Origin of the sequence: Bacillus sp. FSL R5-0431, assembly GCF_038002985.1 — a bacterium.
Taxonomy (GTDB): domain Bacteria; phylum Bacillota; class Bacilli; order Bacillales; family Bacillaceae; genus Bacillus.
This window is the reverse complement of record NZ_JBBOOG010000001.1, coordinates 406,026-429,369: the sequence shown is the minus strand read 5'-3', so window position 1 is coordinate 429,369 and position 23,344 is coordinate 406,026. Positions and strand designations below refer to the sequence as shown.

Sequence of the window (23,344 nt, the reverse complement as noted above, 5' to 3'; positions counted from 1 at the left end):
CGTTTATTCGTCTAAACCAATGGATACATATTTGGTTTCTAAATACGGTTCGATCCCTTCGATGCCGCCTTCACGGCCAATTCCGCTTTCTTTCATTCCTCCGAATGGTGCTTGAACAGCCGATGGGCCGCCATCATTCCAGCCGATTATCCCGTAATCAAGATTCTCTGAGATGTAGAGGCCGTTTCGATAATTCTCTGTAAAGAAATAAGCTGCAAGACCAAAAGGTGTATCGTTCGCTAATTCAATCGCTTCATCTAGCGTTTTGAACGTCGTAATCGGTGCCACTGGTCCAAAGGTTTCTTCATGCATGATGTTCATGGAAGGGTCTACATGTGTGAGAACCGTTGGCTGGACAAAATAATATGACTTGTCATCATCAAAATGCGTATCACCGCCGACAAGGATTTTCGCCCCTTTATCGACTGCATCTTGAATTTGGCTGACAATTTTATCAAAGCCGCGCTTATTGATAATTGGGCCGATGGATGTGCCTTCTTCAAAGCCATTTCCCACTTTCAGCTTTTCTACTTCTTTGCTGAAGCCTTGAGCAAATGCTTCATGAATGTCTTCATGTACAATTAAGCGGTTGGCACAGACACAGGTTTGTCCTGCATTACGGAACTTAGATGCCACTGCTTGTTTGACAGCTAGTTCAAGATTGGCATCTTTGTCTACGATGAGCGGAGCATGACCGCCAAGCTCCATTGATACGTGCTTGACTGTACTCGCACTGTTTTTGATCAGATGCTTTCCGACTGGCGTTGAGCCTGTGAACGTGATTTTGCGAATCAATGGACTATCTGTGAATATTTCACCGACTTCTTTTCCATCTCCAACCACCCATTGCAGGGCATCCTCAGGAATTCCAGCTTCGTGACCTAATTTCACAAGTTCAATAGCCGTCAGCGGCGTGTCTTCAGCAGGCTTCACAATAAACGTACAGCCCGCTGCAAGTGCTGGTGCAGCCTTTCTCGTGATCATGGCTGCTGGGAAATTCCACGGTGTAATGGCCGCAACAGGGCCCACTGGCTGCTTTGTGACAAAAAGGCGTTTGTTCGTCGTATGTGACGGAATGGTTCTGCCGTATATCCGTTTGGCTTCCTCTGCGTACCATTCAATGTATCCAGCCGCATAGACGATTTCGCCTAATGCTTCTTGATACGGCTTCCCGTTTTCTTCCGTGATGATTTTCGCGAGCCTTTCTTTATGTTCAATCATGAGATCAAACCACTTGCGAATGATATTGGCACGTTCATGCGCAGACGTTTTTGCCCATGCTTTGAATGCTTTGTGTGAGCGGGTAATGGTGTCTTCGATCTGTTCTTTTGTATGCTGAGCAACTGAAGCAATTTCTTCTCCTGTTGCAGGATTATACACTTTGAGTTCGTTTGTCATGCTCTACCGTCTCCTTCGTTCTTGGATTCATTACATATAGTATATACCCAATGAGTGCCCAACCTAAAAGCAATATCCATTCAGCTGGCCATGATAAGGAGGCCGGCATTCCTGGAAAATAAAATGAAAGAAAAAGGAGACTCAGCCCGATAGCTAAAACGCCTGTCGTCCGCCAATACTTAATGCGGTATGGACGCTCAAGCTCTGGTTCTGCTTTGCGAAGTCTCATAAAGGCAATGGACACTATTAAGTACCCTACGATAATTCCGACACCGCCCGCATTGACAATCCACACGAGGGCAGGACGCCCTAATAATGGAGCGAAAAAGGCCAATGCACCAAGAAATAAAATCGCATGTGTCGGTGTTTTATACTTTGGATGAATATACGCAAACCATTTGGAAATCATGCCTCTTTCCGCCATCGCATATAGAATACGGCTTGCACCGATGATAAAAGCATTCCAGCTCGTCACAATTCCTGCTACACCGCCAATGACAAGCACTGTTCCAAACGCCTGATGACCGAGCAGCTCCACCATCGCATCTGCTGTCGCCAATGAAGAGGCTTCAAGCTGTCCTTTTGACAGCCCAGCAGCTACCCCAAAGACAATGAGCAGATAAAACACAACGGCACTCACGATGGAGATAATCAAAATTCTCCCGATAATTCTCTTCGGCGCATTGATCTCCGCCGCCACTTGCGGGATGACATCAAAACCAACGAATAAAAAGGGAATCATCACTAAAACCGCCATGAGACCGCCAACTCCGCCTTGAAACATCGGCTCAAGGTTTGCTACATTTCCGTTAAATGTTGCGCCGCCTAAAAGAAGAAAACCTGTCAGGATAATGGCCACTGTAAAAACAGATTGAAAAATAGCAGCTGGCTTGGCGCCAATGTAGTTCAGCGCTGTTAAAAATAAAGCACCACCAGATCCAATCAACACCCATGTGAAATATACGTCCCATCCCCCTATATTCCATAGGAAGCCAACATGCTGTGTTGGAATGACATAATCAATGACAGTTGGCAAGGCAACAGCTTCAAACGTAATGACGGACACATAACCAAACAATACGCCCCATGCTGAGACGAACGCTGATTTCATCCCAAATGCCCGCTGGACAAAGACGAGCCCTCCTCCCGTCTCTGGAATTGCAGACGAAAGCTCAGCATACGTGAGTCCAATAAAGATGACGAGAATACCGCCGATGACAAAGGCGATGACACTGCCTAAAAATCCTGCTGTTAAAATCCAATCTCCCGAAAGTACAACCCAGCCCCATCCAAGCATTGCACCAATGGATAAAAACAGTACGTCAGACTGCGACATGGTTTTTGCCATTTGTTGTTTTTGCATACAACCATCCCCCTTTGTTGTTTAGCGTGCTTTGAAGGCGTCCTCGATGATCCCTAGTCCTTCATTCAGCAGCTCATCTGTGATGACAAGTGGTGTTAAGAAGCGAATAATATTCCCATTAATCCCTGCCGTTAATAAGAGCAGCCCGTGCTCATTTGCATATGCTGCAATCGCTGCGGCTGTTTTCTTATCTGGCGTACGCGTTTTTTGATCTTCCACAATTTCAATCGCCGCCATTGCCCCTAATCGGCGGACTTCTCCAATGAATGGATACGTTGTTCTCCAATCATTTGCTTTGTCCTCAATGACTTGTCCGATGTGCTCAGATCGTTGATTCAATTGTTCCGTTTCAATAATATCAAGAACCGCTAGTGCTGCCACACAGCCTAATGGACTTCCTGCATATGTCCCCCCAAGCTCACCTGGATCTGCCGCATCAAGCAGTTCTTTTCTGCCAACTACACCGCTCAGCGGTAACCCAGCCGCAAGAGATTTTGACACCGTGATTAAGTCAGGCACCACATCAAAGTGCTCAATCGCAAAGTATTTCCCTGTTCTCGCAAAGCCTGTTTGGATCTCATCTGCCACAAAGACAATCCCGTGCTGCTGACAGAATGAAGCAACGTGCTGTACAAAACGCTTCGATGGTACAATAAATCCGCCCTCCCCTTGGACTGGCTCCATGACCACACAAGCAACGGTTTCTGGTGCAACGGCTGCGACGAAGAATTGATTGAATTGATCAATGATGTACTCATCGTAGGCTGCATCGCTTAATCCTTCTGGCTTTTGATAGTAATAAGGGTACGGCGCTTGATACACCTCTGACGCAAATGGCCCAAACCCAAATTTATATGGCTTGACCTTACTCGTCATGCTCATCGTCATATTCGTTCTGCCATGGAAGCCTCTTGTAAACGACACAACGGCCTGTCTTTTCGTATATTTACGTGCAATTTTCACCGCATTTTCAACAGCTTCTGCACCTGAATTTAGGAAAATGGCTTTCTTGTCATGGCCGCCTGGTGTGAGGCGGCATAGCTTCTCTGCCAATTCAATATACGATTCGTACATCATCACGTTGAATCCTGGATGAATCAGACTGTCTGCCTGTGCTTTGACGGCTTCCACAACCTTTGGATGTGAATGACCTACATTTAATGTACCGATAGCGCCTGCAAAATCGATAAAACGTTTCCCATCGATATCGAACAGCTCGGCTCCCTTCCCCTTCGCTGCAAGATGACGGTTGCCATTACTCACGCCTCTTGCGACGTATTGATCTCTTTTCCCCTGCCATTCTTCTGTTGAAAAACGGTTTGTTGTCGTTTGACTCATTGTCATCCATCCCCTTTATGTCTTTTTTATTATTCTGAATATTTTTTGGTATGATAGAAAGTACCAATATCATTTTTTTCATGGTACCAGAGAGGAAGGAATGACGAGATGCTGACAATTCAACTAGACCAAACAGGGGCAAACGGATTTATTTATCATCAAATTTATACGAAAATTAAAGGTGAAATTTTAAACCGAAACCTTCAGCCGCACGATCAATTACCCTCAAAACGAGAGTTAGCCGATACATTAAACGTCAGCGTCAATTCAGTGAATGGCGCGTATCAGCAGCTGCTTGCTGAGGGATATTTATATTCGGTCGAACGCAAAGGTTTTTTTGTGGAATCATTAGAAACGTTTCATGAGTCAGGTCAGCTGAAACCCTCGTCCCTTCCAGCAGATTTAAAGGAGGAGCCGATTGCACGGGACGACTGGTATTCCTTTTCACATATCTCTGTTGATACAGCCAATTTTCCATTTAAAAGCTGGCTGAAAAGTGAACAAAAGGCGATCAGCCTCCATCAAGAAGCGTTTGGTGAGCTTCCGCATCCACAAGGTGTGTACGAGCTTCGGGAAACGATTGCCCGGTTGATCGGGCTTGCGCGAGGGGTCAAATGCTACCCAGAACAGCTCATTTTAAGCGCAGGCACGCAATCACTTATCCATTCTTTATCAAGCATTCTTCCAGCCGATCAAGTATACGGATTAGAAAACCCTGGCTATCGCCGGCTCTATCAAATGCTGAAAAACAATCATCACCGAATTGAAACGATTGGCATTGATCAAAAAGGGGTGCGGATGAGTGACATTCACAAAAAACAGCCGAATGTCTTAATCATTACCCCTTCACATCAATTCCCAACAGGGGTGATTATGCCGATTTCACGGCGGATTCAGCTCTTAAACTGGGCAGCCGATCATCCCGGCCGTTATATCATTGAGGATGATTATGATAGTGAATTCAAGTATGGTACAGACAGCATTCCAGCGCTGCAAAGTTTGGATCGATATGACAAAGTCATTTATATGGGGACCTTTTCAAAATCATTGCTGCCAGGCTTAAGGCTAAGCTACATGGTGCTCCCGCAGCATTTATTGAGACGCTATAAGGAAGAACAGCACTTCTTCATTCAAACAGCCAACCTTTTTACGCAATACACCCTTCTTCATTTTATAAAAGATGGGGCGTATCAGCGGCATATTAAAAGAATGAATGGTTTATATGAGGAAAAGCGGAAGCAGCTCATTGAAGAGCTCGACACGGTTTTTACTGACAATGTACGGATTATTGGGGAAAATGCTGGACTTCATTTTATCGCAGAGTTCCGCTCAAACCGAAAGCAGCATGAGATTTTACAGCGAGCCAAAGAAAGAAAGCTCAAAATGTATGGGATGGATCGTTTTACCCTTGATGAGCAATTGCCGGGGCATCAGGAAGGCTTTGTTCCGCTCGTCCTCGGCTTCTCTCATATGCGGCCAGAGGATATTGAGCCGGCGGTGAAAAGACTGTATGAGTCGATTTATGGGAAATAAAACAGCCAGCTGCTTTACTAGACAGCTGGCTTACCACCGCTCTTTATCTACGGCTAAAATGGATGACACGAGTCCAGGAAAAGCGGTCTCGATGTCTTCTTTTCTTAAAGAATAGTAGCGGTGTTTACCGTCAATTCTCACTTTCACGACGCCTGCCTCCCTCAGCACTTTGAAGTGATGAGAAAGCGTAGATTTGGCAATATTCATCTCATACGTACCGCATGTCCTCTCGCCCGCTTCTGCTAAGCAGCGGACAATTTCTAACCGGATAGGATCAGCCAATGCGTGCAGCACAGAAATCAGTCTTATGTCTTCTTGAGTTGGATGGATTGGATTATTCATACGATTAATGTATCGTATTTTGTGCCAACATACAATCTCATGACTCGCCTCATACAAAGTAACGATACATCCTTTGGAAACGATTATGATGATATACAAGCTGTCTTAAAGGGAAGGAACTGTCTATCAAACAAATGTAGATTTGACCCATCAACTAACCGTCACAAAACATCAGCAAGTAGGTATCATTCAGAAAACAGCTGCCGAACATTTTGATCACGGCACAGCTTCCAGGTTAAAAAAAGGGACAGCTATATACTGTGTAAAGCAGCGAAAAGACCTTTTGATCGTCGAACTTAACGGACAGATCATCATATATGCCGCACATGCGGAAGGATAAAATACCTGTCACATAGATAGGTATTTTTTAAGTTTCTTTTCTTGTCATGGGTCATTGGTTTTGTTATCATTGCAAAAGTGACCACTCGGTTTCCATTGTGACCATATGGTTTTACCGATTCGGAAAGGACTTATGAAGATGAACGAAAAGCAAGAAGAGATTTTGCGGGTTTCAAAGAAATTATTTTCTCAAAAAGGCTATATGAGTGTCTCCATGCAGTCAATTGCCGATGCCTGTAAAATATCAAAAGCGTCTATTTATAAACTGTTTGATTCAAAGGAAGCTCTTCTATTAGAACTGATTAAATACAATCAGCTGAAAATGAGAGAGATCTCGCGCATCATTCATTCAGAAACGACGCTGTCCAAAAAGGAAAAATTCACAAAGAAGATCAAACTTGAGCTTGAAGAGTTTAAAGAGAATCATAAATTTTTGAATATGCTGTCCTTTGAAGCTTTTTCGCAGCATTCGCCCATTGTCATTAAGCATTTACGTGAGACACGCTCCATTATCATGCAGCGGCACAGAGACATTATTTTAAGCACATATGGTGAATCTGTTGCGCCTTACGTCTGGGATCTTGTGATCGTCCTCAACGGATTAATGAGAGAATTCATCTTAATGCTGGCGATTGAGCGCAAGAACATCCAATTAGAAAATGCCGCCGAAATGATTATTGGCGTGATGGACCGTGTGTCGAAAAAGCCTTGCTCCATTGAGCCTGTGTTAACAGATCAGCTGATGGACTCTTATTTGCTTTCTTCACAGGACGAATATGATGAAGAAAAGCTTGTCATCTCGTCCTTAACGAAGATCAAACAAGAGCTTCACGCACTGCCAAACGGAGAAGAAAAGGACGATCTCCTCTCTGCGTTTGAGCTGCTGAGCCAAGAATTATCAAAGGACCAACCGAGAACCTTTTTAATCAGCTCATTGCTCGATTATTTAGGTAAAAACAGCGTTTTATCACAAAACGTGTCACAGCTGAAAAGCATCATTCTATAGATAAAGAAGGGATAACATGAACCAATCAACAACATCGTATAATCGATCTGTGATTGTGGGGATTTTCCTCGTTGGGGCATTCGTCGCGATTTTAAACCAAACGCTGCTCATTCCAGCGATCCCACATATCATGGAGGAATTCAATATTGATGTCAGCAAGGGACAGTGGCTCACCACAGCCTTTATGCTGACAAACGGGATTCTCATCCCGATCACGGCTTTCTTAATCGAGAAATTTTCAAGCCGTTCTTTAGTTTTAACGGCGCTTAGCATCTTTACAGCCGGTACAATTCTTGCTTCATTTGCAACGAATTTCCCTGTATTACTTGCAGCGCGTATTGTGCAGGCAGCCGGCGCAGGGATTTTAATGCCGCTGATGCAAACGATCTTTTTAACCATTTTCCCGAAAGAAAAGCGCGGGCAGGCGATGGGCATGGTCGGTCTTGTCATTTCGTTCGCACCAGCGCTTGGGCCGACACTTGGCGGCTGGATTGTTGATTCCTTCAGCTGGAAGTTCTTGTTCTATATTGTTCTGCCAATCGGTATCATTGATCTCATTCTTGCTTTCTTCTTAATGAAAAATGTAACGCAGCAAAGAGAGACACGTATTGATGTTTTATCTGTCATCTTGTCGTCCTTCGGTTTCGGCGGGCTGCTTTACGGATTTTCTAGTGTCGGAACATATGGCTGGACGAGTGCGACTGTCCTCATTTCGCTGATTGTCGGCGCTATGAGCTTGTTCTTCTTTATTCTGCGCCAGTCGAATTTGACAAGACCGATGCTTGAGTTTGGTGTCTTTAAGTTTGCGATCTTTAGCTTAACGACCTTCCTTGGGATGCTTGTCTTTGCTTTATTGATTGGTACAGAGACCATCCTGCCGCTCTATACGCAAAATGTCAGAGGATTGTCTGCTCTTGATACAGGGCTTATCTTATTGCCAGGTGCTCTCTTTATGGGACTCCTGTCACCGATTATTGGACGGATTTTTGATAAAGTCGGCGGAAAAGGGCTGGCATTAGGCGGGTTTACAATACTCACCATTACGACCTTGCCATTTATGCTGCTCACCCTTGATTCATCCATCGCCCTCATTACGGTCGCCTACACGCTTCGCTTAATCGGGGTTGGGATGATCATGATGCCGCTGACAACCGCAGGTATTAACTCTTTACCGCCTCATTTGATCCCGCATGGGACAGCGATGAATAACACGATGAGACAAATGGGCGGCTCCATTGGGACGGCTGTGCTTGTCTCCATCATGAGCAGTTCTGCTGCAAATGCAGAATTAGCCAGCCCATTAAAATCAGCCGTTCACGGCATGAACACATCATTTATCGTGTCTGGTTTGATTGCGGTCCTTGGACTCGTCCTCTCCTTTTTCTTAAAGGAAAAACGCGAGAATAAAGTGATGAAGCAGGAGCTATCTTCCTCCTCATCTTCTTCATAAGAAAAGAGCTCGGCATATGGCCGGCTCTTTTTTCATATACTCACGCTATATCGTCCTCTCCAAAAGGACATTTGTATTTACAGCGAAGAAAAACCTTGATAATTTAAAGAAAAGAGTTGATAATAGGAACTATTCAATTTGTGAGAAAATTTTTACTATAGGAGATGTATGCATTGAAGGTCGTTAAATTTGGTGGCAGTTCACTTGCATCTGGCAAGCAGCTGCAAAAGGTATTTGACATTGTAACAGCAGATCCAGCTCGAAAAGCAGTCGTTGTTTCCGCACCAGGAAAACGGCATTCAACGGATACGAAGGTCACCGATCTATTAATTAGCTGCGGTGAGCAATATTTACGTTTAGGCGAAGCACACGATTTACAGGAAGCCGTCATCGAACGGTATGCCTCCATTGCGGATGAACTCGGGTTAAGTCATGACGTGATTGACACCATCAGGCAAGATCTAGACGCCCTCTTACAGGCTGATACGTCTCATCCTGAGCGATATCTTGATGCCATCAAAGCAAGCGGTGAAGACAATAACGCAAAGCTCATTGCCGCCTATTTCCGCCATCAAGGTGTCGAAGCTCACTATGTGAATCCAAAGGAAGCTGGTTTATTTGTGAGCGATGAGCCTGGCCAAGCGCAAGTCCTTCCGGAGTCATATGATCATTTGTACAAATTAAGAGAGCGCTCTGGCATCATCATATTCCCTGGCTTTTTTGGCTTTAGCCTATTGGGAGATATTGTCACCTTTTCTCGCAGCGGCTCCGATATTACCGGTTCCATTTTAGCAAACGGTTTGAAAGCAGAAGTGTATGAAAACTTTACAGATGTGGATGCTGTTTACGCTGTTAATCCAACGATCGTTCATGAGCCGAAGGAGATTACAGAGCTGACGTACCGGGAAATGCGCGAGCTATCCTATGCTGGTTTTTCTGTGTTCCACGATGAAGCACTCATTCCAGCCTTCCGTGCAGGCATTCCAGTACAGATTAAAAACACCAATAATCCCTCGGCAAAAGGCACAAAAATTGTGAACCAGCGAGATCATACAAATGGACCAGTTGTCGGAATCGCCTCAGACAGCGGATTTTGCAGCATTTATATTAGCAAGTATTTGATGAACAGAGAAGTCGGTTTTGGACGTAAGGTGCTGCAAACGTTAGAGGAATATGGGCTTACGTATGAGCACGTTCCTTCTGGCATTGACGATATGAACATTATTTTAAGACAGGATCAGCTGGAGGAGCAGCATATTGAACAAGAGCTGCTCGACCGCTTGAAGCTCGTGCTTGATGCAGATGAGGTCGTGTTAGAGCCGAATCTCTCACTCATTATGGTTGTAGGAGAAGCGATGCGTCACAATGTTGGCACCACAGCAAGAGCAGCAGAGGCGCTGTCAAAAGCGAAGGTCAATATTGAAATGATCAATCAAGGCTCTTCAGAGGTCAGCATGATGTTTGGCGTCAAAGCGGCTCAAGAAAAAGAAGCCGTTCAAGCGTTGTATGAGGAATTTTTCTCTATGTCTACCGTCCCTGTCTCCCTTTAACCAGCAGACTGCCAGATCTCAGGATCGGCAGTCCTTTTTGTTCTCGCCCGATTCACATGGATTTGCGCATTAAAATATATCTATTTCTCGTTTCATTTTGTATGATAGAGACAAATCAACTATTGTTCCGGTCTATGATCGGAGCTACAAGGAGTCCTAAAACAATGCCTCGTCAACAACTATTAAAACAGTTTCGCAATTTTCATGATGCTTCTACGAGTATTTTAAACATGATGAGTCAATTCACTGATGTGAATACACTGTTTATTGCTAAAAACGATCAAACCACCAATCAGATTGTCAAGGTGCTAAATCATGACGAGCAGCTTCTTGAAGAAGGAGAAGAAATTCCTTACGAGAAGACATTTTGCAAGCTGGCGGTCGATCATCAGGATACGCTTGTGATCCCTGATATATCATTGGATGATCGTTCTAAATACTTAGAAGTCACGAAACGTCTTCAAGGCGGATCATTCATTGGCGTGCCGATTGATTTTACAGATGGTACGAACTACGGAACGATTTGCGGACTTGATCTAAGGCCGCAGCAATTCACAGAAGAACACGTGCATATGTTTGAAACGATGGCTTCTTTATTAAGCTACGTCCTCGAACTCGACCGTGCCAACCGGCAGATTCAGCAATTATCTGTACCGATCGTCCCAGTTGTTGACGGTGTCGCCGTGCTTCCTCTCCTAGGTGATATCGAAGAGACACGTGCTCAGCATATTTTAGAAACCATTTTACAGGAAAGCTACAGACTGTCGCTCTCTCATTTGGTCATTGATGTATCGGGAACAAAACGCCTGAATGAACAGAGCATTCAATATTTGGTCAGCTATGCACAAACGCTGAAACTTTTAGGAATTTCGGCTGTTTTAACAGGGATTAAACAAGATCTTGCTCTAAGTGCGATTCAGTCGAATATTTCATTTAAAGACATCACCATCCGGAAAGACTTGCCGCAGGCACTTGCTCATATTGGCTTGACGTTTACTAAAATGGAATAAGAAATGATACACAAAAAGGGCTAAATAAATTTTAGCCCTTTTCTTCTTTTTAAATCATGCCAGCAGCTGCAAATAAGAAGAATCGTTTCCGTCTTCAATAACTTGTAAAATCTGCTGTGCATGTGATGCGTCTGTGACACTGTTTAATTTTTGCATGATGTCTTCTTTCGATAGTGCATGGCCTGGTGCTCCCCGCGGAAGATCGACTCGTTTGCTAATGGTGGTGCCATCAGATAAGGTAAGCTTCACAATCGTAAAGCGACCTTTTGGGACAGCGTCTGGATGGGGTTCTGTCGTTTGATCATATTCTCTGCTCACCCGCTTCATCCATGTGCGCATGTCTGATGGAATGGTTTTTTTCGTAAAGGCATCCAGCGTAAGCGTCTGTCCAAATACGGCAAGTGCGATGACGTATTCGACACTGAATCGTCCTTCTTCGCCCGTCAAAGGTGTCCGCTCAATAAGCGCTGCATCTCCGCCAGGCGGGAATATGACCTCTGCTTGTTTCACCTGATCCGATAAGAAAGTATGCTCTTCCATTAAGGATAGAATCGCATCTGCTGCATGATGCGCTGCTGAGCAGAACGGGTATACTTTGAACCACAGCCCCGGCGAGACAATACGCCACGCTATACCATACTCCTCTAGTAAACGATTTTCCGCCAGCTCCTGATCTCCATAGAGAGAAAAGAAACCAAGCGTACCATCAAGAACCGATTCATTCCCGCCAAAACCTGAACAAGCTAAGTCCATAGACCAGACGGCTGTTTTAGCCGCTAAGCCGGCTTGTAATGGTTTCATATCAGAGCCGAACTGCTTTCTCATTCCGGCTGATTGCGCTCCGGCAAAGCCGATTGCCTTCGCCAGCTCTTCCTGCGAGACTTGTTTTAAATACCCAATGGCACATACTGCTGCAATGGCTCCGAGTGTTCCGGTATTATGCCAGCCCCGCTCATAATGCGCCTTGCCGATGGATTCGCCAAGCCTTGCCATCACTTCAACGCCTGTAATGTAGGCTGCTAAAAATCGATCACCATACCCTTTGCTGTCTGTCAGCTGTGAAAGCAATGCTGGGATGATCACCGCACTGGGATGTCCTCTCACATCTGAGTGCACATCATCATAATCAAGGGCGTGGATCAAGTAGCCGTTCAGCATGGCTGCGGCTTGACGGCTGACCTTCTTCCCTTGTCCAATGACAGGAATTTGAGCGGCTCCGCCTTCTTGTTCCACAAGCGCCATTAGCTTCTGTATACCTTCATCCTCTCTCGCAGCAAGCGCTGCTGCCGCAACGTCTAACAGACCATATCGAGCCATTTCAACGGACCGCTGATCTTGAAGCGGATCAGCTACAAGCACAGCCTCTGCCAGTTGTTTTGTTAGTTCCATGATCGTGACTCCAATGCCCGAACGGCAAGCTCGGAAAAGAAGGCAGCGGCAACTGGAAGTGCTTCTTCATTTAATGTAAACGCAGGGTGATGCCACTCCTTGGTACCACTAGTCCCCATCCATACAAAAAAGCCTGGAATGCGTTCTTGATAAAGGGCAAAATCTTCTCCGCCCGGTGACTGCTCTGCCTGCGCTACATTTAAGTGAAGCGAACCAGCCGTTTCTTCTACCACCTTTGTCAAACGCTCGTCATTCAACACAGAAGGCAAATACGGATGCCATTTCACTTCGCCTTTTGCCCCAAATCCTTCGGCAATCCCACTCACGATTTGTTTCATGAGATCTGGAATCATCGCTCTCACTTCAGGCTCAAACGTCCGAACGGTTCCTTCCATCTCAACACGATCAGGAATCACATTCCATGATGTACCGCCTTGAATGCGTGTGATGCTGACTACTGCATGATGCAATGAGCTGATGCGGCGGCTGACGATTTGCTGAAGAGCACTTGTGATCTGCCCGCTGATGGCAATCGGGTCCACCGTGTGATTCGGAATACCTGCATGGCCACCCGTTCCTTTAATATCGATTTCAAACCGGTCAACACTTGCCATTAATGCTTTTTCTCTAATACCAATGGTGCCTACTGGCAGATCAGGTTTGTTGTGCATACCAAAAATCGCATCCACTCCATCTAATACGCCTGCCTCTATGACGTGTTTCGCTCCTTGCGCGACTTCCTCAGCCGGCTGGAACAAAATGCGGACCGTTCCTTTGATCTCGTGTTTCCGCTCTTTCAATAAAAGAGCCGCTCCAAAGATAGAAGCTGTATGGAAATCATGACCGCATGCATGCATTTTCCCAGGTACCTTTGAGGAAAATGGTTCGCCAGATGCTTCTTCAATCGGAAGTGCATCAATATCAGCTCTCAGGGCAATCGTTGGTCCCTCTTGTTCTCCTTTGATTTCACAGACGATTCCTGTTTGAAGAGCTGGAAAATCGAGTACAGTGATCCCTTCTTCTTCTAACCAGCCGCGCAGTTTCTTTGTCGTTTCATATTCTTCAAACGCCAGCTCTGGATGCTCATGAAGTGCTCGGCGAATGTTAATTAAACGTTTGTTTAAAGCTTCATTTCCTATTGATTTCACTGATACTCACCCCTCTAAAGAGTAAAAAGCAGCTTATGCTTCTTCAGCCGCTGCTTCTTTTTGGATAAATCGTTTTGTCCGTTCATTCTTCGTTTCATCAAATAACTCAGTTGGTGTGCCCTGTTCAATAATATGACCATCCGCCATGAAAATCACATGGTCTGCCACTTCTCTTGCAAACGCCATTTCATGTGTGACGATGATCATCGTTGTTTCTTGAATCGCAATGGATTTAATAACTTGAAGTACACCTGAGACAAGCTCTGGATCAAGCGCTGACGTTGGTTCATCGAGTAAAATGGCATGTGGATCAACCGCTAACGCACGGGCAATTCCAATTCGCTGCTGCTGTCCGCCAGATAACGTGACTGGATAGCTGTCAGCCTTTTGCTCTAATCCTACCTGCTTCAGCAGCTTCATCCCAATCTCATTTGCCTGCTGCTTCGTCATTTTTTTCGTCACAAGCAGTGATTCTGTGATGTTTTGCAGTGCTGTCTTGTTTTTAAATAGATTATAGTTTTGAAACACCATGGCCGTTTGTTGACGCAGATGATGGGCTTCTTTACGTGTATACTTGGACGCATCGAGCTTCGCATCGCCAATTTCAATCATGCCTTCATCTGGTATTTCTAATAAATTTAAGCAGCGCAGCAAGGTGGATTTACCGGAGCCAGAAGGTCCGATAATGGCCACAACCTGCCCTTTTTGCACGTCGAGATTGATTCCGTCTAAGACAACAAGATCGCCGAATGATTTCTTCAAATTGGTGAGCTTGATCATGTCCACACCTCCTTAATTCCGGTAAGGTTTGCTGAGTTTTCGTTCAAATAGGTCTTGAAGGAAGCTATAAATGATGGTCATAACCCAATACACAATCCCTACGGCTAAATAGGTTTCAAAGTATTTATAGTTCGCGGACGCAATCATCTTCCCTTGTGCAAACATTTCTGCCACCCCAATGGTAAAGGCAAGAGATGTTTCTTTTAAAAGACCGATAAAGGTATTCCCCGTCGCTGGAATCGCATTTCTGACTGCCTGCGGGAAAATAATTCTGACGTAAGACTGCCATCTTGTCATGCCGACAGATAGACACGCCTCTAGCTGCCCTTCATCTACAGAATTGAGGGCCGCTCTGAAAATTTCTGCTAAGTATGCTGAGTTTTTAATACTTAATCCGATAATGACCGCTGTTAGGGCATCCATTGAGGTCATCGCAGGGAATAGCTGCGGAAGACCAAAATAAATGAGAAAGAGCTGAACCAAGGTTGGAACCGCTCTGAAAAAAGAAATATACAGCTTGGCAAATTGGTATAAAACAGGTATCCGGTTTTTCGTAATGAGAGCGAATACCACACCAATGATAATGGCAAATACCATGGAGACAATCGCCATGAAGATCGTTATCGGCAAGTATTGAATCAATGTCGGAAAAACCGTCACCATATACTGCCAATCAATTTTGTTCATGTCTGCTCTTCACCGCCGCTGTCGTTATTTTTTAATTGGCACCGTGACATCGTCTTTGAAATACTTCTCAGACAATTTCTTCAGTGTCCCGTCTTCTCTTAATTCTTTGATCGCTTTGTTAAATTCTTCTCTTAGCTTGTCATGCTTTTTATCTTTGGCAAATGGGTAGCCTACTTCTTCATACACAATTGGGTTGCCAACGATTTTGAGAGGCAGACCTGTTTTTTCAATTTGAGCAAGTAATACACTGCGTCCGTTGACATAAGCATCTACTCGGCCATTTGCCACTTCATTTAATACACCGTCTTGCGTTTCATATGTTTTAATATTGATTTTTTTGTCCGGGTCTTTGCTCTCTAGGTTTTTGGCGTGGTTAGAGCCAAGAACCGCCGCCACTGTTTTTCCTTTTAAATCATCAAGACCTTTGATGTCGTTGTTGTCCTTTTTCACGATAATTTGTGTTCCTGCGTAAGCGTACGTATCTGTAAAGTTAAACGTTTGTTTACGCTCATTTGTGACTGCGACTTGGTTTGACACTGTATCCAGCTTACCAGATGTCAGCTGTCCCATCAGTCCGCTGAATTCACTCAGCTGCCAGTCTAGTTTGTAGCCGAGTTTTTTTGCGATGGCTTCAGTTACTTCGACATCGAAGCCAACAAGCTTGCCATTGTCTTTATAAGCAAACGGATAGCTTTGTCCTGTGGCGCCTACTTTTAACACTTTTTCGTCTTTGCCTTCACTCTGATTGTTGCCGCCGCAAGCTGCTAAAACTGCCAGCATTGCTGCAAATAGAACGACTAGCCACTTTTTGTTTTTCATGTTCGTAAACCCTTCTTTCTTCTTATAATTGTGTCATATCTGACCTTAGTTGTTTTTTAAAATAAACCGTGATGTGACCCTTGCCTAAATCCTTTTCTCCTGCTCTGACGTAGCCTTTGCGCTCATACATGTCCATGAGCCACGGATGCTTATCAGCTGTACCTAGAGATACGTATGGCACCTTCAGGGTATCCCTTAGCACTTCAGTTTCCACCCATTCCAGCAAGACAGAGCCTGTCCCTTTTTTGGCGGCTGGTTCTGAGGCAAACCACCAAATGTGCGGAACGCCGAACGGTCCTGGCTGCTCTCCCCAAGGCATACGGAGCGACAAGGTGGATAGAAGTTCTCCGTTTTCTTCCATCACATAGCAAAGATTCTTTTGTACATTTTTCTGCACGAGAGCGAAATCAGCATGTGCTGCTTGAAACTGGATGCCGAGCTCACGAATTGGCTCATAGGCTCTTGTTGTCAGTTCAAGCAGCGCCTCTATATCTGCCTCTGTTGCCAGACGAAATGTGTATCCCAACGTTAGTCACCTCACCCTTATGTCGTGTAGCGATTTTTTGGCTGTGTTAATCCTAGATTTTCTCGTAAGGTTTGTCCTGTATATTCTGTTTTGAATAGACCTCTTTCCTGAAGGATTGGGACGACGCGGTCTACGAACACATCCAGCCCTTCTGGCAAGAGCGGCGGCATGACGTTAAAGCCGTCTGCTGCTTCTTCATTGATCCATGTTTCCATCACATCTGCTAGCTGCTCTGGTGTGCCAATGAAAATATTATGACCACGAGAGCCGGCAACCGATTGATAGAGCTGGCGAATGGTCAGGTTATCCTTTCTCGCCATATTCATCACAAGATCAAAACGGCTTTTCACCGCATTTGACGTGCTTGGATCAATCTCTGGAAGCGGTCCGTCTAAAGGATACTGAGACAGATCAATCCCACCTAAGTAGTTTTGCAGAATGCTCAACCCAATCTCAGGAACAATCAGCTCCTGTAATTCTTCATATTTTGCTTTGGCTTCTTGCTCTGTATCAGCAATGATCGGGAAGATCCCCGGCATGATGCTGACGTCCTCTCTAGCACGACCAGCAGCCACTACTTTCTCCTTCAAGCTTTGATAAAATTCCTTCGCTTTTTCGAGATCGTTTTGTGCAGTGAAAATGAGTTCAGCTGTTTTCGCTGCAAGCTTTTGACCATCCTCGGATGATCCTGCTTGAATGATCACTGGCTGCCCTTGAGGCGTGCGTGATACGTTGAGAGGACCTCGTACTGAGAAGAACTCACCTTTATGCTGGAGCTCATGAAGCTTACTAGATTCGAAGAATTCTCCCGTTTCCTTGTTTCTGACAAGGGCGTCTTCTTCCCAAGAATCCCACAGACCTTTGACGACCTCGACGAACTCTTCTGCTCGTTCGTATCGTTTATGGTGTGCTAAATGCTCTTCTCCGCTAAAATTTTTCGCTGTTTCTTCAATAGAAGATGTGACCACATTCCATGCCGCTCTTCCGCCTGATAAATGATCAAGGGAGGCAAACTGTCTTGCAATATGGAAAGGCTCACTGTATGTAGTGGATGCTGTTGCTGCTAAACCAATTGATGAAGTAGACTCAGCAATGGACGAAAGCAGGGTGAGCGGTTCAAATCTCGTCAATACATTCGGATGAGAGGTTTGATTAATGGATAAGCTGTCGGCTAAAAAGAGTAAATCAAGCTTTCCTTCCTCTGCTTTTTTCGCTAATTGTTTAAAATAATCCAGGTTCATGGCTGCATCTGATACGGCGTTCGGATGTCTCCAAGAGGCAACATGATGTCCAGTTCCTGCGATGAATACGCCTAGCTTGAGCTTCCTTTTCGGCTGTGACACTTGTTCTTCATCCTTTCTATATCCTGCTGTATCAAACTGAAGTCCTCAGAAGATACATTTTTCTGATTGAATTAATCGGTTTTATCAATAAAAAAAGGGCAAATGTTGCGAAAAATGAAAAATAATTATTACTATATGCCCTTTTTACAGGATTGTCAACCGCCTTCTGAACCTCCAAAATTAGGGGATTCACCAGCTCATCATGGTGTATCGATTTCAATATTTCCGATGAGCCGGTCTGTGGTATGTGTCACCAATTGGCTGCGTTCCAGCATGTTATGGGCGATCACGGAATGAGTGGAAGATATGGTGCGGACGGCAATCGCTTTTTGAGGAGATAAATTAATGATGTTATTCCGCAGCACACGGGCTGAGGCGGCTTGATCGATAAAGATCGCCGTCGGCTGTCCGAACGAACGATTTAAATAAAAGCGGTTATCTCCAATTTGCGGTGAACCATTTTTAATATACATCACCACATATAAAGATGTTTCTTCAAAGGAATTATCTTTAATTTCTAATGGACCCGTCGTGCTGCTGTATAAGGCGTAATTTTGGTAGTGCTTAAAGCGATTCTGCCAGATGAAAGCCTTTGCATTCCCAGTGATACTGATCGTATACGAAGACGCAAGCTCTGGGTGTCCTTCTTGAATAAAGTGGTTGCCGTTGATTCCAGCTTCCCCTTCCTGCACCCATATCCCTCTGCTGAAATCTTTGAATTGATTGTGCTGGATCAGGATATTCGTTCCTCTCACCATCGCCCCATCGATCACCGAGTAGATTGTATTGTTTGAAAAGACGACGCTATCCGATTGATAGATACGCAGCGCTGCGCTTCTTTGCCCTGTATTCGTCCCCGATTCAATATGATTTCCTTCTATTAGAATACGATTCGCCATATAAACGGACACAGCCGCATCTTCAAATAGACTGATCTTATTTCCTGTAATGTGAACGCTGTCGCCCCTCACATCAATCCCTTTTTCAAATCCCTCAATCATATTGCCAATAATAATCACATTGTTTTCCGTTTGACCAAGAGAGACACCTAAGCTCGTAATTCCTGCTTTTGTAACGCCTCCTCCCACTGCACGGATCAAATTGTTGGCAATGATTGTTTCGGTGGCAAAGCCGTAGGAGATACTGCTGTCTGTATGATTGCCTTCAATGATGACACCATAGCCGTTGAAATTATAAATGGAACTTGCAGCACCACCTCTTACAATGTTGTTTCGAATTTGAATATTCAGCGGTTCCTCCATATTAACTGCGTTTTCTCCGTAGCCTTCAATATCAATACCCATTCTCGGCTCGACTCCGTTTACTCCTGCTCTCTCCAGCAGACAGTCCTCCACAATGACCCCATCACAGCCTGTAATCGAGATATTGTTTCGTCTTGAATCTGTGATGTGGCAGCCAGAAATATGAATAGATGAAGCAGGCGAGTACGATTCAGCTTGTGATAATAAACCGTGGGGACTTACAATGATGCCGTCTCCCGTACAATTCTTGATTTGCACACGATTCACTTCCACATGGGAGGCCCCTTCAATACATATCCCAAAGCCCCACTCATGGGTTTTTCGTTCAGGGGGAAGCGACTTGTACACATGCTCATGACGATCCCCTTCGATTCGCCCGCCTCTGATGGTCACATGCTGAACCTTTCCTATATAAAAGGCCGCATACCCCCACGAATCATTTGGTTTCACCTTAATCACGGCATCCGGCGCCATCTCAATGTACATATGACTTGGCACCCGTATGCCTGCACCTCGGAAAGGAAAAAATCGATCACCTCTGTACACTGCATCGATTACATACGTGCCGCTCGGCAGCCAGACGTGGGAATACCCCTGTGCTTTCGTCCATTCTAAGCATTCATTGAGCCTCGCTGTACAGTCCGTTTCCCCATCCGCAATCACACCAAAATCTTGTACATTGACAACAGGTTTTTTTAGATCAGATTCATTCAATTCCCCCAACCTAAATCCCTCCTTTTCACACAAGTCCTCTTGTCATCCTATGCATGTGTAAAAGGTTTGCTTGTACAATTCTTCAAATTTTAAGTGAATTTTCAGATATAACTTTCTGACCATTCTCACTTGAAAGAATGTTTCATTTTTTTGAGTCTTTACGCCTATTGAACTAACATTTTCCTGTTTTAGAATAGTTTTATATTGACACAAGAACTATACAAGAATATCATTTTTCTCATATCTCTTTTTTTAAGAAAGGATCTATGCCATGTCTACAATTGACCACGATAAAATTGTTAAAAGTGTTCCTCAAAAAGGGTTTTTTGGACATCCTAAAGGACTTTATACACTATTTTTCACTGAATTTTGGGAGCGTTTCTCTTATTACGGCATGCGTGCACTGCTTATTTACTATATGTACACAGAGGTGACAAAGGGCGGTCTTGGTTTTGATCAGACGACAGCCAATTCGATCATGTCTGTCTACGGTGCGCTTGTCTATATGTCAGGCATTATTGGAGGATGGCTCGCCGACCGGGTATTCGGTTCGTCCAGTACGGTCTTTTATGGCGGGGTTTTCATTATGCTTGGACATGTCATTTTAGCTTTGCCAAGCGGAGCAACAGCGCTCTTTATTAGTATGGGACTGATTATTATTGGGACGGGTCTTTTGAAGCCGAACGTTTCAAACATTGTTGGCGACCTGTATACCAAAACGGACCCTCGCAGGGATTCTGGCTTTAGTATTTTCTACATGGGCATCAACATGGGTGGTTTTATTTCCCCATTAATTGTCGGAACACTCGGTCAAAAAGTGAACTTCCACCTCGGATTCTCACTTGCTGCCGTTGGGATGCTTGTTGGACTTATTACATTTGTGATCACGAAAAAACCGAACCTTGGTCTTGCCGGCACTTATGTGACAAATCCGTTATCAGCTGCTGAACGCAAGAACTTCAAAATTTTCGGAACATTGATCATCATTGTGCTTGCTGTTTTTGTCGTCATTGGCATTCAAACAGGCGCACTCACGATTAATCTATTCACTTGGTTTGTCAGTGTGCTTGGTGTGCTCATTCCGATTGTGTATTTCATCGTCATGTATTTCAGTAAAAAGACGAGCCCAGTGGAGCAATCCAGGGTTCTCGCTTATATTCCATTGTTCCTTGCTGCGGTGATGTTCTGGGCGATTCAAGAACAAGGCTCAAACATTTTAGCCACATATGCAGATCAACGAACAAACTTGAATTTCCTAGGGATGACACTTGCCTCTTCGTGGTTCCAATCATTGAACCCAATCTTTATTGTGCTGCTGTCTCCTGTGTTTGCTTGGTTGTGGATTAGACTTGGAAAGAAACAGCCGTCTACCCCGATTAAGTTCTCACTTGGCCTTCTATTTGCAGGATTATCCTTCATCATCATGATCATTCCTGCCTACATGTCTGGTCCCAATACACTTGTGAGCCCATTATGGCTCGTTCTGAGCTTCTTCCTCGTCGTGATCGGAGAGCTCTGCTTATCACCAGTTGGGCTGTCAGCGACAACAAAGCTTGCACCTGCTGCCTTCTCAGCGCAAACGATGAGCCTTTGGTTCCTTTCAAATGCGATGGCACAGGCGATCAATGCGCAAGTGGTCAAACTGTTTGATAAAGTGCCAGAAACCGTCTATTTCGGTATCATCGGATTGCTTGCCATCGTTTTATGCGGTGTGATGCTGCTCTTAACACCAGTGATTAAGAAAGCGATGAAAGGTATTCATTAAATGAAAAAAGAAGCCTCCCGATTGGGTTGGCTTCTTTTTCATCGTTTAAAACCGAATCTCATCATCTCCATGGATTTGCAGCTTAAGCGGTTCACTTTTCGCCTGATGCTTTTTCACATAGCGGTGATAGACGACATACCCAATGATCATGAGAGGGACGCCGACATATAACCCAATGCGCTGTTCCTTATCAAAGGCAAGGCTGATTAAAACGATTGTGTTGAGTGTAATCGCAATAATTGGCAGAACCGGATAGAGAGGGGTTTTAAATTTTAAGTTTTCCAGCTTTCCGCCTGCTTTAAGATATCTTCTGCGGAAAAGCATCTGTGATAATGTAATGGTGATCCAGCCAGTCTGGGCACTCATGCCGGCAATGGACACGATCCAGGCAAATACTGTTTTCTCTGCAAAGAACCCGGATAATAGCGAAATCCCTGTAAACAGGAACGTGAGCAGTAAGGCATTCATCGGAATACCGCGCTGATTCACGCGTCTAAATGCTTTTCCTGCCATTCCTTCCTTCGATAAGGAATACAGCATTCTCGTCGATGCATACAAGCCAGAGTTGGCAACAGATAATAAAGCGATGATAATGACAAAGTTCATGATGTCTGCCGCAAAAGGAATTCCCGTTCTCTCAAATACAGTAACAAATGGACTTTGCAGCACACTCGCTTCCTTCCAAGGCACCATACCCGCTAAGACGAAGATTGATAAGACGAAAAAGACGAGTGTACGCCAAACAGTCTGATGAATCGAACGAGGAACGGTTTTCTCAGGGTTTTCACTTTCTCCTGCTGCAATCCCGATCAGCTCTGTTCCTTGGAATGAAAAGTTCACGGTGATCATCGTGACCACAACGGCGAGCAATCCATTTGGAAACAAACCATCACTCACAAAATGACTGAAGTAAGGGGCAGGTTCTCCGCTCGTTGTTTCAATAAAACCAAACATCGCCGCTCCGCCTACACCTATAAAGAGTAAAATCGCAATAATCTTAATGGTTGAAAAGAAAAACTCCGACTCCCCGAACGCTTTCGCCGATCGGGCATTTAATAAGAAAAGACACAGTCCAAATATGAGACACCAAATCCACACATCCACTTGCGGGAGCCAGCGCCTCATCAGCTGTCCTGCTGATAAGAATTCTAGGGCGACCGTTGCCGCCCAGCCAAGCCAATAAATCCAGCCGACAGCAAAACCCGCTGCAGGGCTGACAAATTTCGTCGCATACGTATGAAACGACCCCGACACAGGAAGTGCGACCGACAACTCTCCAAGACACAGCATGGTTAAATACATAATCAATCCGCCCACAATATAAGAAAGAACGGCTCCAACAGGCCCTGCTTGTCCAATCGTATAGCCCGTTCCTAAGAAAAAGCCTGTCCCAATGACACCGCCAAGTGAAATCATAAATAAATGGCGGGAGGTCATCGCCCTTTTCAGTTGTTCGGGCTGATTTTGTCCAACATCCACAATGATGCCCTCCTTCTTCTAAGATGCTCAGTTATCAAAACATGTCTCCATGTGATTCATTCAATTTTCAAAACAACCTACTAATTATACATCTTTTATAATA

At 44.7% G+C, this 23,344-nt stretch carries 19 protein-coding genes; 6 read left to right on the top strand and 13 right to left on the bottom strand.

Features of this window, described 5'->3' with window-relative positions:
* Positions 1 to 3: 3 nt before the first annotated feature.
* Genes MKZ03_RS02075 through gabT form a run of 3 tightly spaced genes read right to left on the bottom strand, consistent with a single transcriptional unit; the run spans position 4 to position 4,099 of the window.
* The gene (locus MKZ03_RS02075) at positions 4 to 1,398 is read right to left on the bottom strand and encodes an NAD-dependent succinate-semialdehyde dehydrogenase (RefSeq protein WP_341030754.1); all 1,395 of its coding nucleotides are present in this window, start codon (positions 1,396 to 1,398) and stop codon (positions 4 to 6) included.
* Entirely contained in the window at positions 1,373 to 2,761 is a 1,389-nt protein-coding gene (locus MKZ03_RS02070) for an APC family permease (RefSeq protein WP_334750790.1), read from the bottom strand. Before MKZ03_RS02070 ends, MKZ03_RS02075 begins: the two co-directional genes overlap by 26 nt.
* A gap of 21 nt (positions 2,762 to 2,782) precedes the next feature.
* On the bottom strand, positions 2,783 to 4,099 hold the full coding sequence (gabT, locus tag MKZ03_RS02065) for a 4-aminobutyrate--2-oxoglutarate transaminase (protein WP_334750789.1): 1,317 nt from the start codon (positions 4,097 to 4,099) through the stop codon (positions 2,783 to 2,785).
* Positions 4,100 to 4,207: 108 nt separating this feature from the next.
* Here gabT and gabR point away from each other — a divergent pair, with 108 nt between their 5' ends.
* Positions 4,208 to 5,632: a MocR-like transcriptional regulator GabR gene (gabR, locus tag MKZ03_RS02060; protein WP_334750788.1), complete on the top strand. Its 1,425-nt coding sequence runs from the start codon at positions 4,208 to 4,210 to the stop codon at positions 5,630 to 5,632.
* Between the two features lie 30 nt (positions 5,633 to 5,662).
* On the opposite strand, the gene MKZ03_RS02055 is transcribed toward gabR, so the two are convergent.
* Positions 5,663 to 5,974, bottom strand: a complete 312-nt coding sequence (locus tag MKZ03_RS02055) for an ArsR/SmtB family transcription factor (RefSeq protein ID WP_034664461.1) — start codon at positions 5,972 to 5,974, stop codon at positions 5,663 to 5,665.
* A 478-nt stretch (positions 5,975 to 6,452) separates the two neighbouring features.
* Between MKZ03_RS02055 and MKZ03_RS02050 the strand changes: the two genes are divergently transcribed.
* The 4 genes from MKZ03_RS02050 to MKZ03_RS02035 all read left to right on the top strand — a co-directional run bounded on the left by MKZ03_RS02050 (position 6,453) and on the right by MKZ03_RS02035 (position 11,329).
* Positions 6,453 to 7,319 (top strand): TetR/AcrR family transcriptional regulator, encoded by an 867-nt coding sequence (locus MKZ03_RS02050; RefSeq protein ID WP_334750787.1) that lies wholly within the window; start codon positions 6,453 to 6,455, stop codon positions 7,317 to 7,319.
* A gap of 16 nt (positions 7,320 to 7,335) precedes the next feature.
* Entirely contained in the window at positions 7,336 to 8,769 is a 1,434-nt protein-coding gene (locus MKZ03_RS02045; RefSeq protein WP_341030752.1) for an MDR family MFS transporter, read from the top strand.
* Between the two features lie 173 nt (positions 8,770 to 8,942).
* Complete coding sequence (locus tag MKZ03_RS02040) at positions 8,943 to 10,319, top strand: aspartate kinase (RefSeq protein ID WP_340971661.1); 1,377 nt, start codon at positions 8,943 to 8,945, stop codon at positions 10,317 to 10,319.
* 164 nt (positions 10,320 to 10,483) lie between these two features.
* Complete coding sequence (locus MKZ03_RS02035; protein ID WP_034664090.1) at positions 10,484 to 11,329, top strand: GAF domain-containing protein; 846 nt, start codon at positions 10,484 to 10,486, stop codon at positions 11,327 to 11,329.
* Positions 11,330 to 11,383: 54 nt separating this feature from the next.
* On the opposite strand, the gene MKZ03_RS02030 is transcribed toward MKZ03_RS02035, so the two are convergent.
* From MKZ03_RS02030 to MKZ03_RS01995, 8 genes are all read right to left on the bottom strand, one after another.
* A complete protein-coding gene (locus tag MKZ03_RS02030) occupies positions 11,384 to 12,718 on the bottom strand; it encodes an MmgE/PrpD family protein (protein ID WP_340971659.1) in 1,335 nt (444 codons plus the stop codon).
* Entirely contained in the window at positions 12,709 to 13,866 is a 1,158-nt protein-coding gene (locus tag MKZ03_RS02025; protein WP_341030751.1) for an amidohydrolase, read from the bottom strand. Before MKZ03_RS02025 ends, MKZ03_RS02030 begins: the two co-directional genes overlap by 10 nt.
* A 33-nt stretch (positions 13,867 to 13,899) precedes the next feature.
* Positions 13,900 to 14,646, bottom strand: a complete 747-nt coding sequence (locus MKZ03_RS02020; RefSeq protein WP_060595533.1) for an amino acid ABC transporter ATP-binding protein — start codon at positions 14,644 to 14,646, stop codon at positions 13,900 to 13,902.
* Positions 14,647 to 14,658: 12 nt separating this feature from the next.
* Positions 14,659 to 15,333: an amino acid ABC transporter permease gene (locus MKZ03_RS02015; RefSeq protein ID WP_341030750.1), complete on the bottom strand. Its 675-nt coding sequence runs from the start codon at positions 15,331 to 15,333 to the stop codon at positions 14,659 to 14,661.
* A 24-nt stretch (positions 15,334 to 15,357) separates the two neighbouring features.
* Positions 15,358 to 16,152 (bottom strand): amino acid ABC transporter substrate-binding protein, encoded by a 795-nt coding sequence (locus MKZ03_RS02010; protein ID WP_060595531.1) that lies wholly within the window; start codon positions 16,150 to 16,152, stop codon positions 15,358 to 15,360.
* Positions 16,153 to 16,174: 22 nt separating this feature from the next.
* Positions 16,175 to 16,678 (bottom strand): GNAT family N-acetyltransferase, encoded by a 504-nt coding sequence (locus MKZ03_RS02005; RefSeq protein WP_341030749.1) that lies wholly within the window; start codon positions 16,676 to 16,678, stop codon positions 16,175 to 16,177.
* A gap of 17 nt (positions 16,679 to 16,695) precedes the next feature.
* A complete protein-coding gene (locus MKZ03_RS02000) occupies positions 16,696 to 18,021 on the bottom strand; it encodes an LLM class flavin-dependent oxidoreductase (RefSeq protein WP_341030748.1) in 1,326 nt (441 codons plus the stop codon).
* A 200-nt stretch (positions 18,022 to 18,221) separates the two neighbouring features.
* On the bottom strand, positions 18,222 to 20,006 hold the full coding sequence (locus tag MKZ03_RS01995; protein WP_340971650.1) for a right-handed parallel beta-helix repeat-containing protein: 1,785 nt from the start codon (positions 20,004 to 20,006) through the stop codon (positions 18,222 to 18,224).
* 262 nt (positions 20,007 to 20,268) lie between these two features.
* Here MKZ03_RS01995 and MKZ03_RS01990 point away from each other — a divergent pair, with 262 nt between their 5' ends.
* Entirely contained in the window at positions 20,269 to 21,762 is a 1,494-nt protein-coding gene (locus tag MKZ03_RS01990; RefSeq protein WP_334750782.1) for a peptide MFS transporter, read from the top strand.
* A gap of 45 nt (positions 21,763 to 21,807) precedes the next feature.
* Here MKZ03_RS01990 and MKZ03_RS01985 read toward each other — a convergent pair whose 3' ends face one another.
* The gene (locus MKZ03_RS01985; protein WP_034664109.1) at positions 21,808 to 23,241 is read right to left on the bottom strand and encodes an amino acid permease; all 1,434 of its coding nucleotides are present in this window, start codon (positions 23,239 to 23,241) and stop codon (positions 21,808 to 21,810) included.
* Positions 23,242 to 23,344: the final 103 nt, after the last annotated feature.

Coding starts and splice junctions, on each gene's coding strand:
- gabT (WP_334750789.1), bottom strand. CDS start 4,099: ATGAGTCAAACGACAACAAACCGTTTTTCAACAGAAGAATGGCAGGGG.
- MKZ03_RS02075 (WP_341030754.1), bottom strand. CDS start 1,398: ATGACAAACGAACTCAAAGTGTATAATCCTGCAACAGGAGAAGAAATT.
- gabR (WP_334750788.1), top strand. CDS start 4,208: ATGCTGACAATTCAACTAGACCAAACAGGGGCAAACGGATTTATTTAT.
- MKZ03_RS02070 (WP_334750790.1), bottom strand. CDS start 2,761: ATGCAAAAACAACAAATGGCAAAAACCATGTCGCAGTCTGACGTACTG.
- MKZ03_RS02055 (WP_034664461.1), bottom strand. CDS start 5,974: ATGAATAATCCAATCCATCCAACTCAAGAAGACATAAGACTGATTTCT.
- MKZ03_RS02050 (WP_334750787.1), top strand. CDS start 6,453: ATGAACGAAAAGCAAGAAGAGATTTTGCGGGTTTCAAAGAAATTATTT.
- MKZ03_RS02010 (WP_060595531.1), bottom strand. CDS start 16,152: ATGAAAAACAAAAAGTGGCTAGTCGTTCTATTTGCAGCAATGCTGGCA.
- MKZ03_RS02020 (WP_060595533.1), bottom strand. CDS start 14,646: ATGATCAAGCTCACCAATTTGAAGAAATCATTCGGCGATCTTGTTGTC.
- MKZ03_RS02045 (WP_341030752.1), top strand. CDS start 7,336: ATGAACCAATCAACAACATCGTATAATCGATCTGTGATTGTGGGGATT.
- MKZ03_RS02015 (WP_341030750.1), bottom strand. CDS start 15,333: ATGAACAAAATTGATTGGCAGTATATGGTGACGGTTTTTCCGACATTG.
- MKZ03_RS02030 (WP_340971659.1), bottom strand. CDS start 12,718: ATGGAACTAACAAAACAACTGGCAGAGGCTGTGCTTGTAGCTGATCCG.
- MKZ03_RS01990 (WP_334750782.1), top strand. CDS start 20,269: ATGTCTACAATTGACCACGATAAAATTGTTAAAAGTGTTCCTCAAAAA.
- MKZ03_RS02035 (WP_034664090.1), top strand. CDS start 10,484: ATGCCTCGTCAACAACTATTAAAACAGTTTCGCAATTTTCATGATGCT.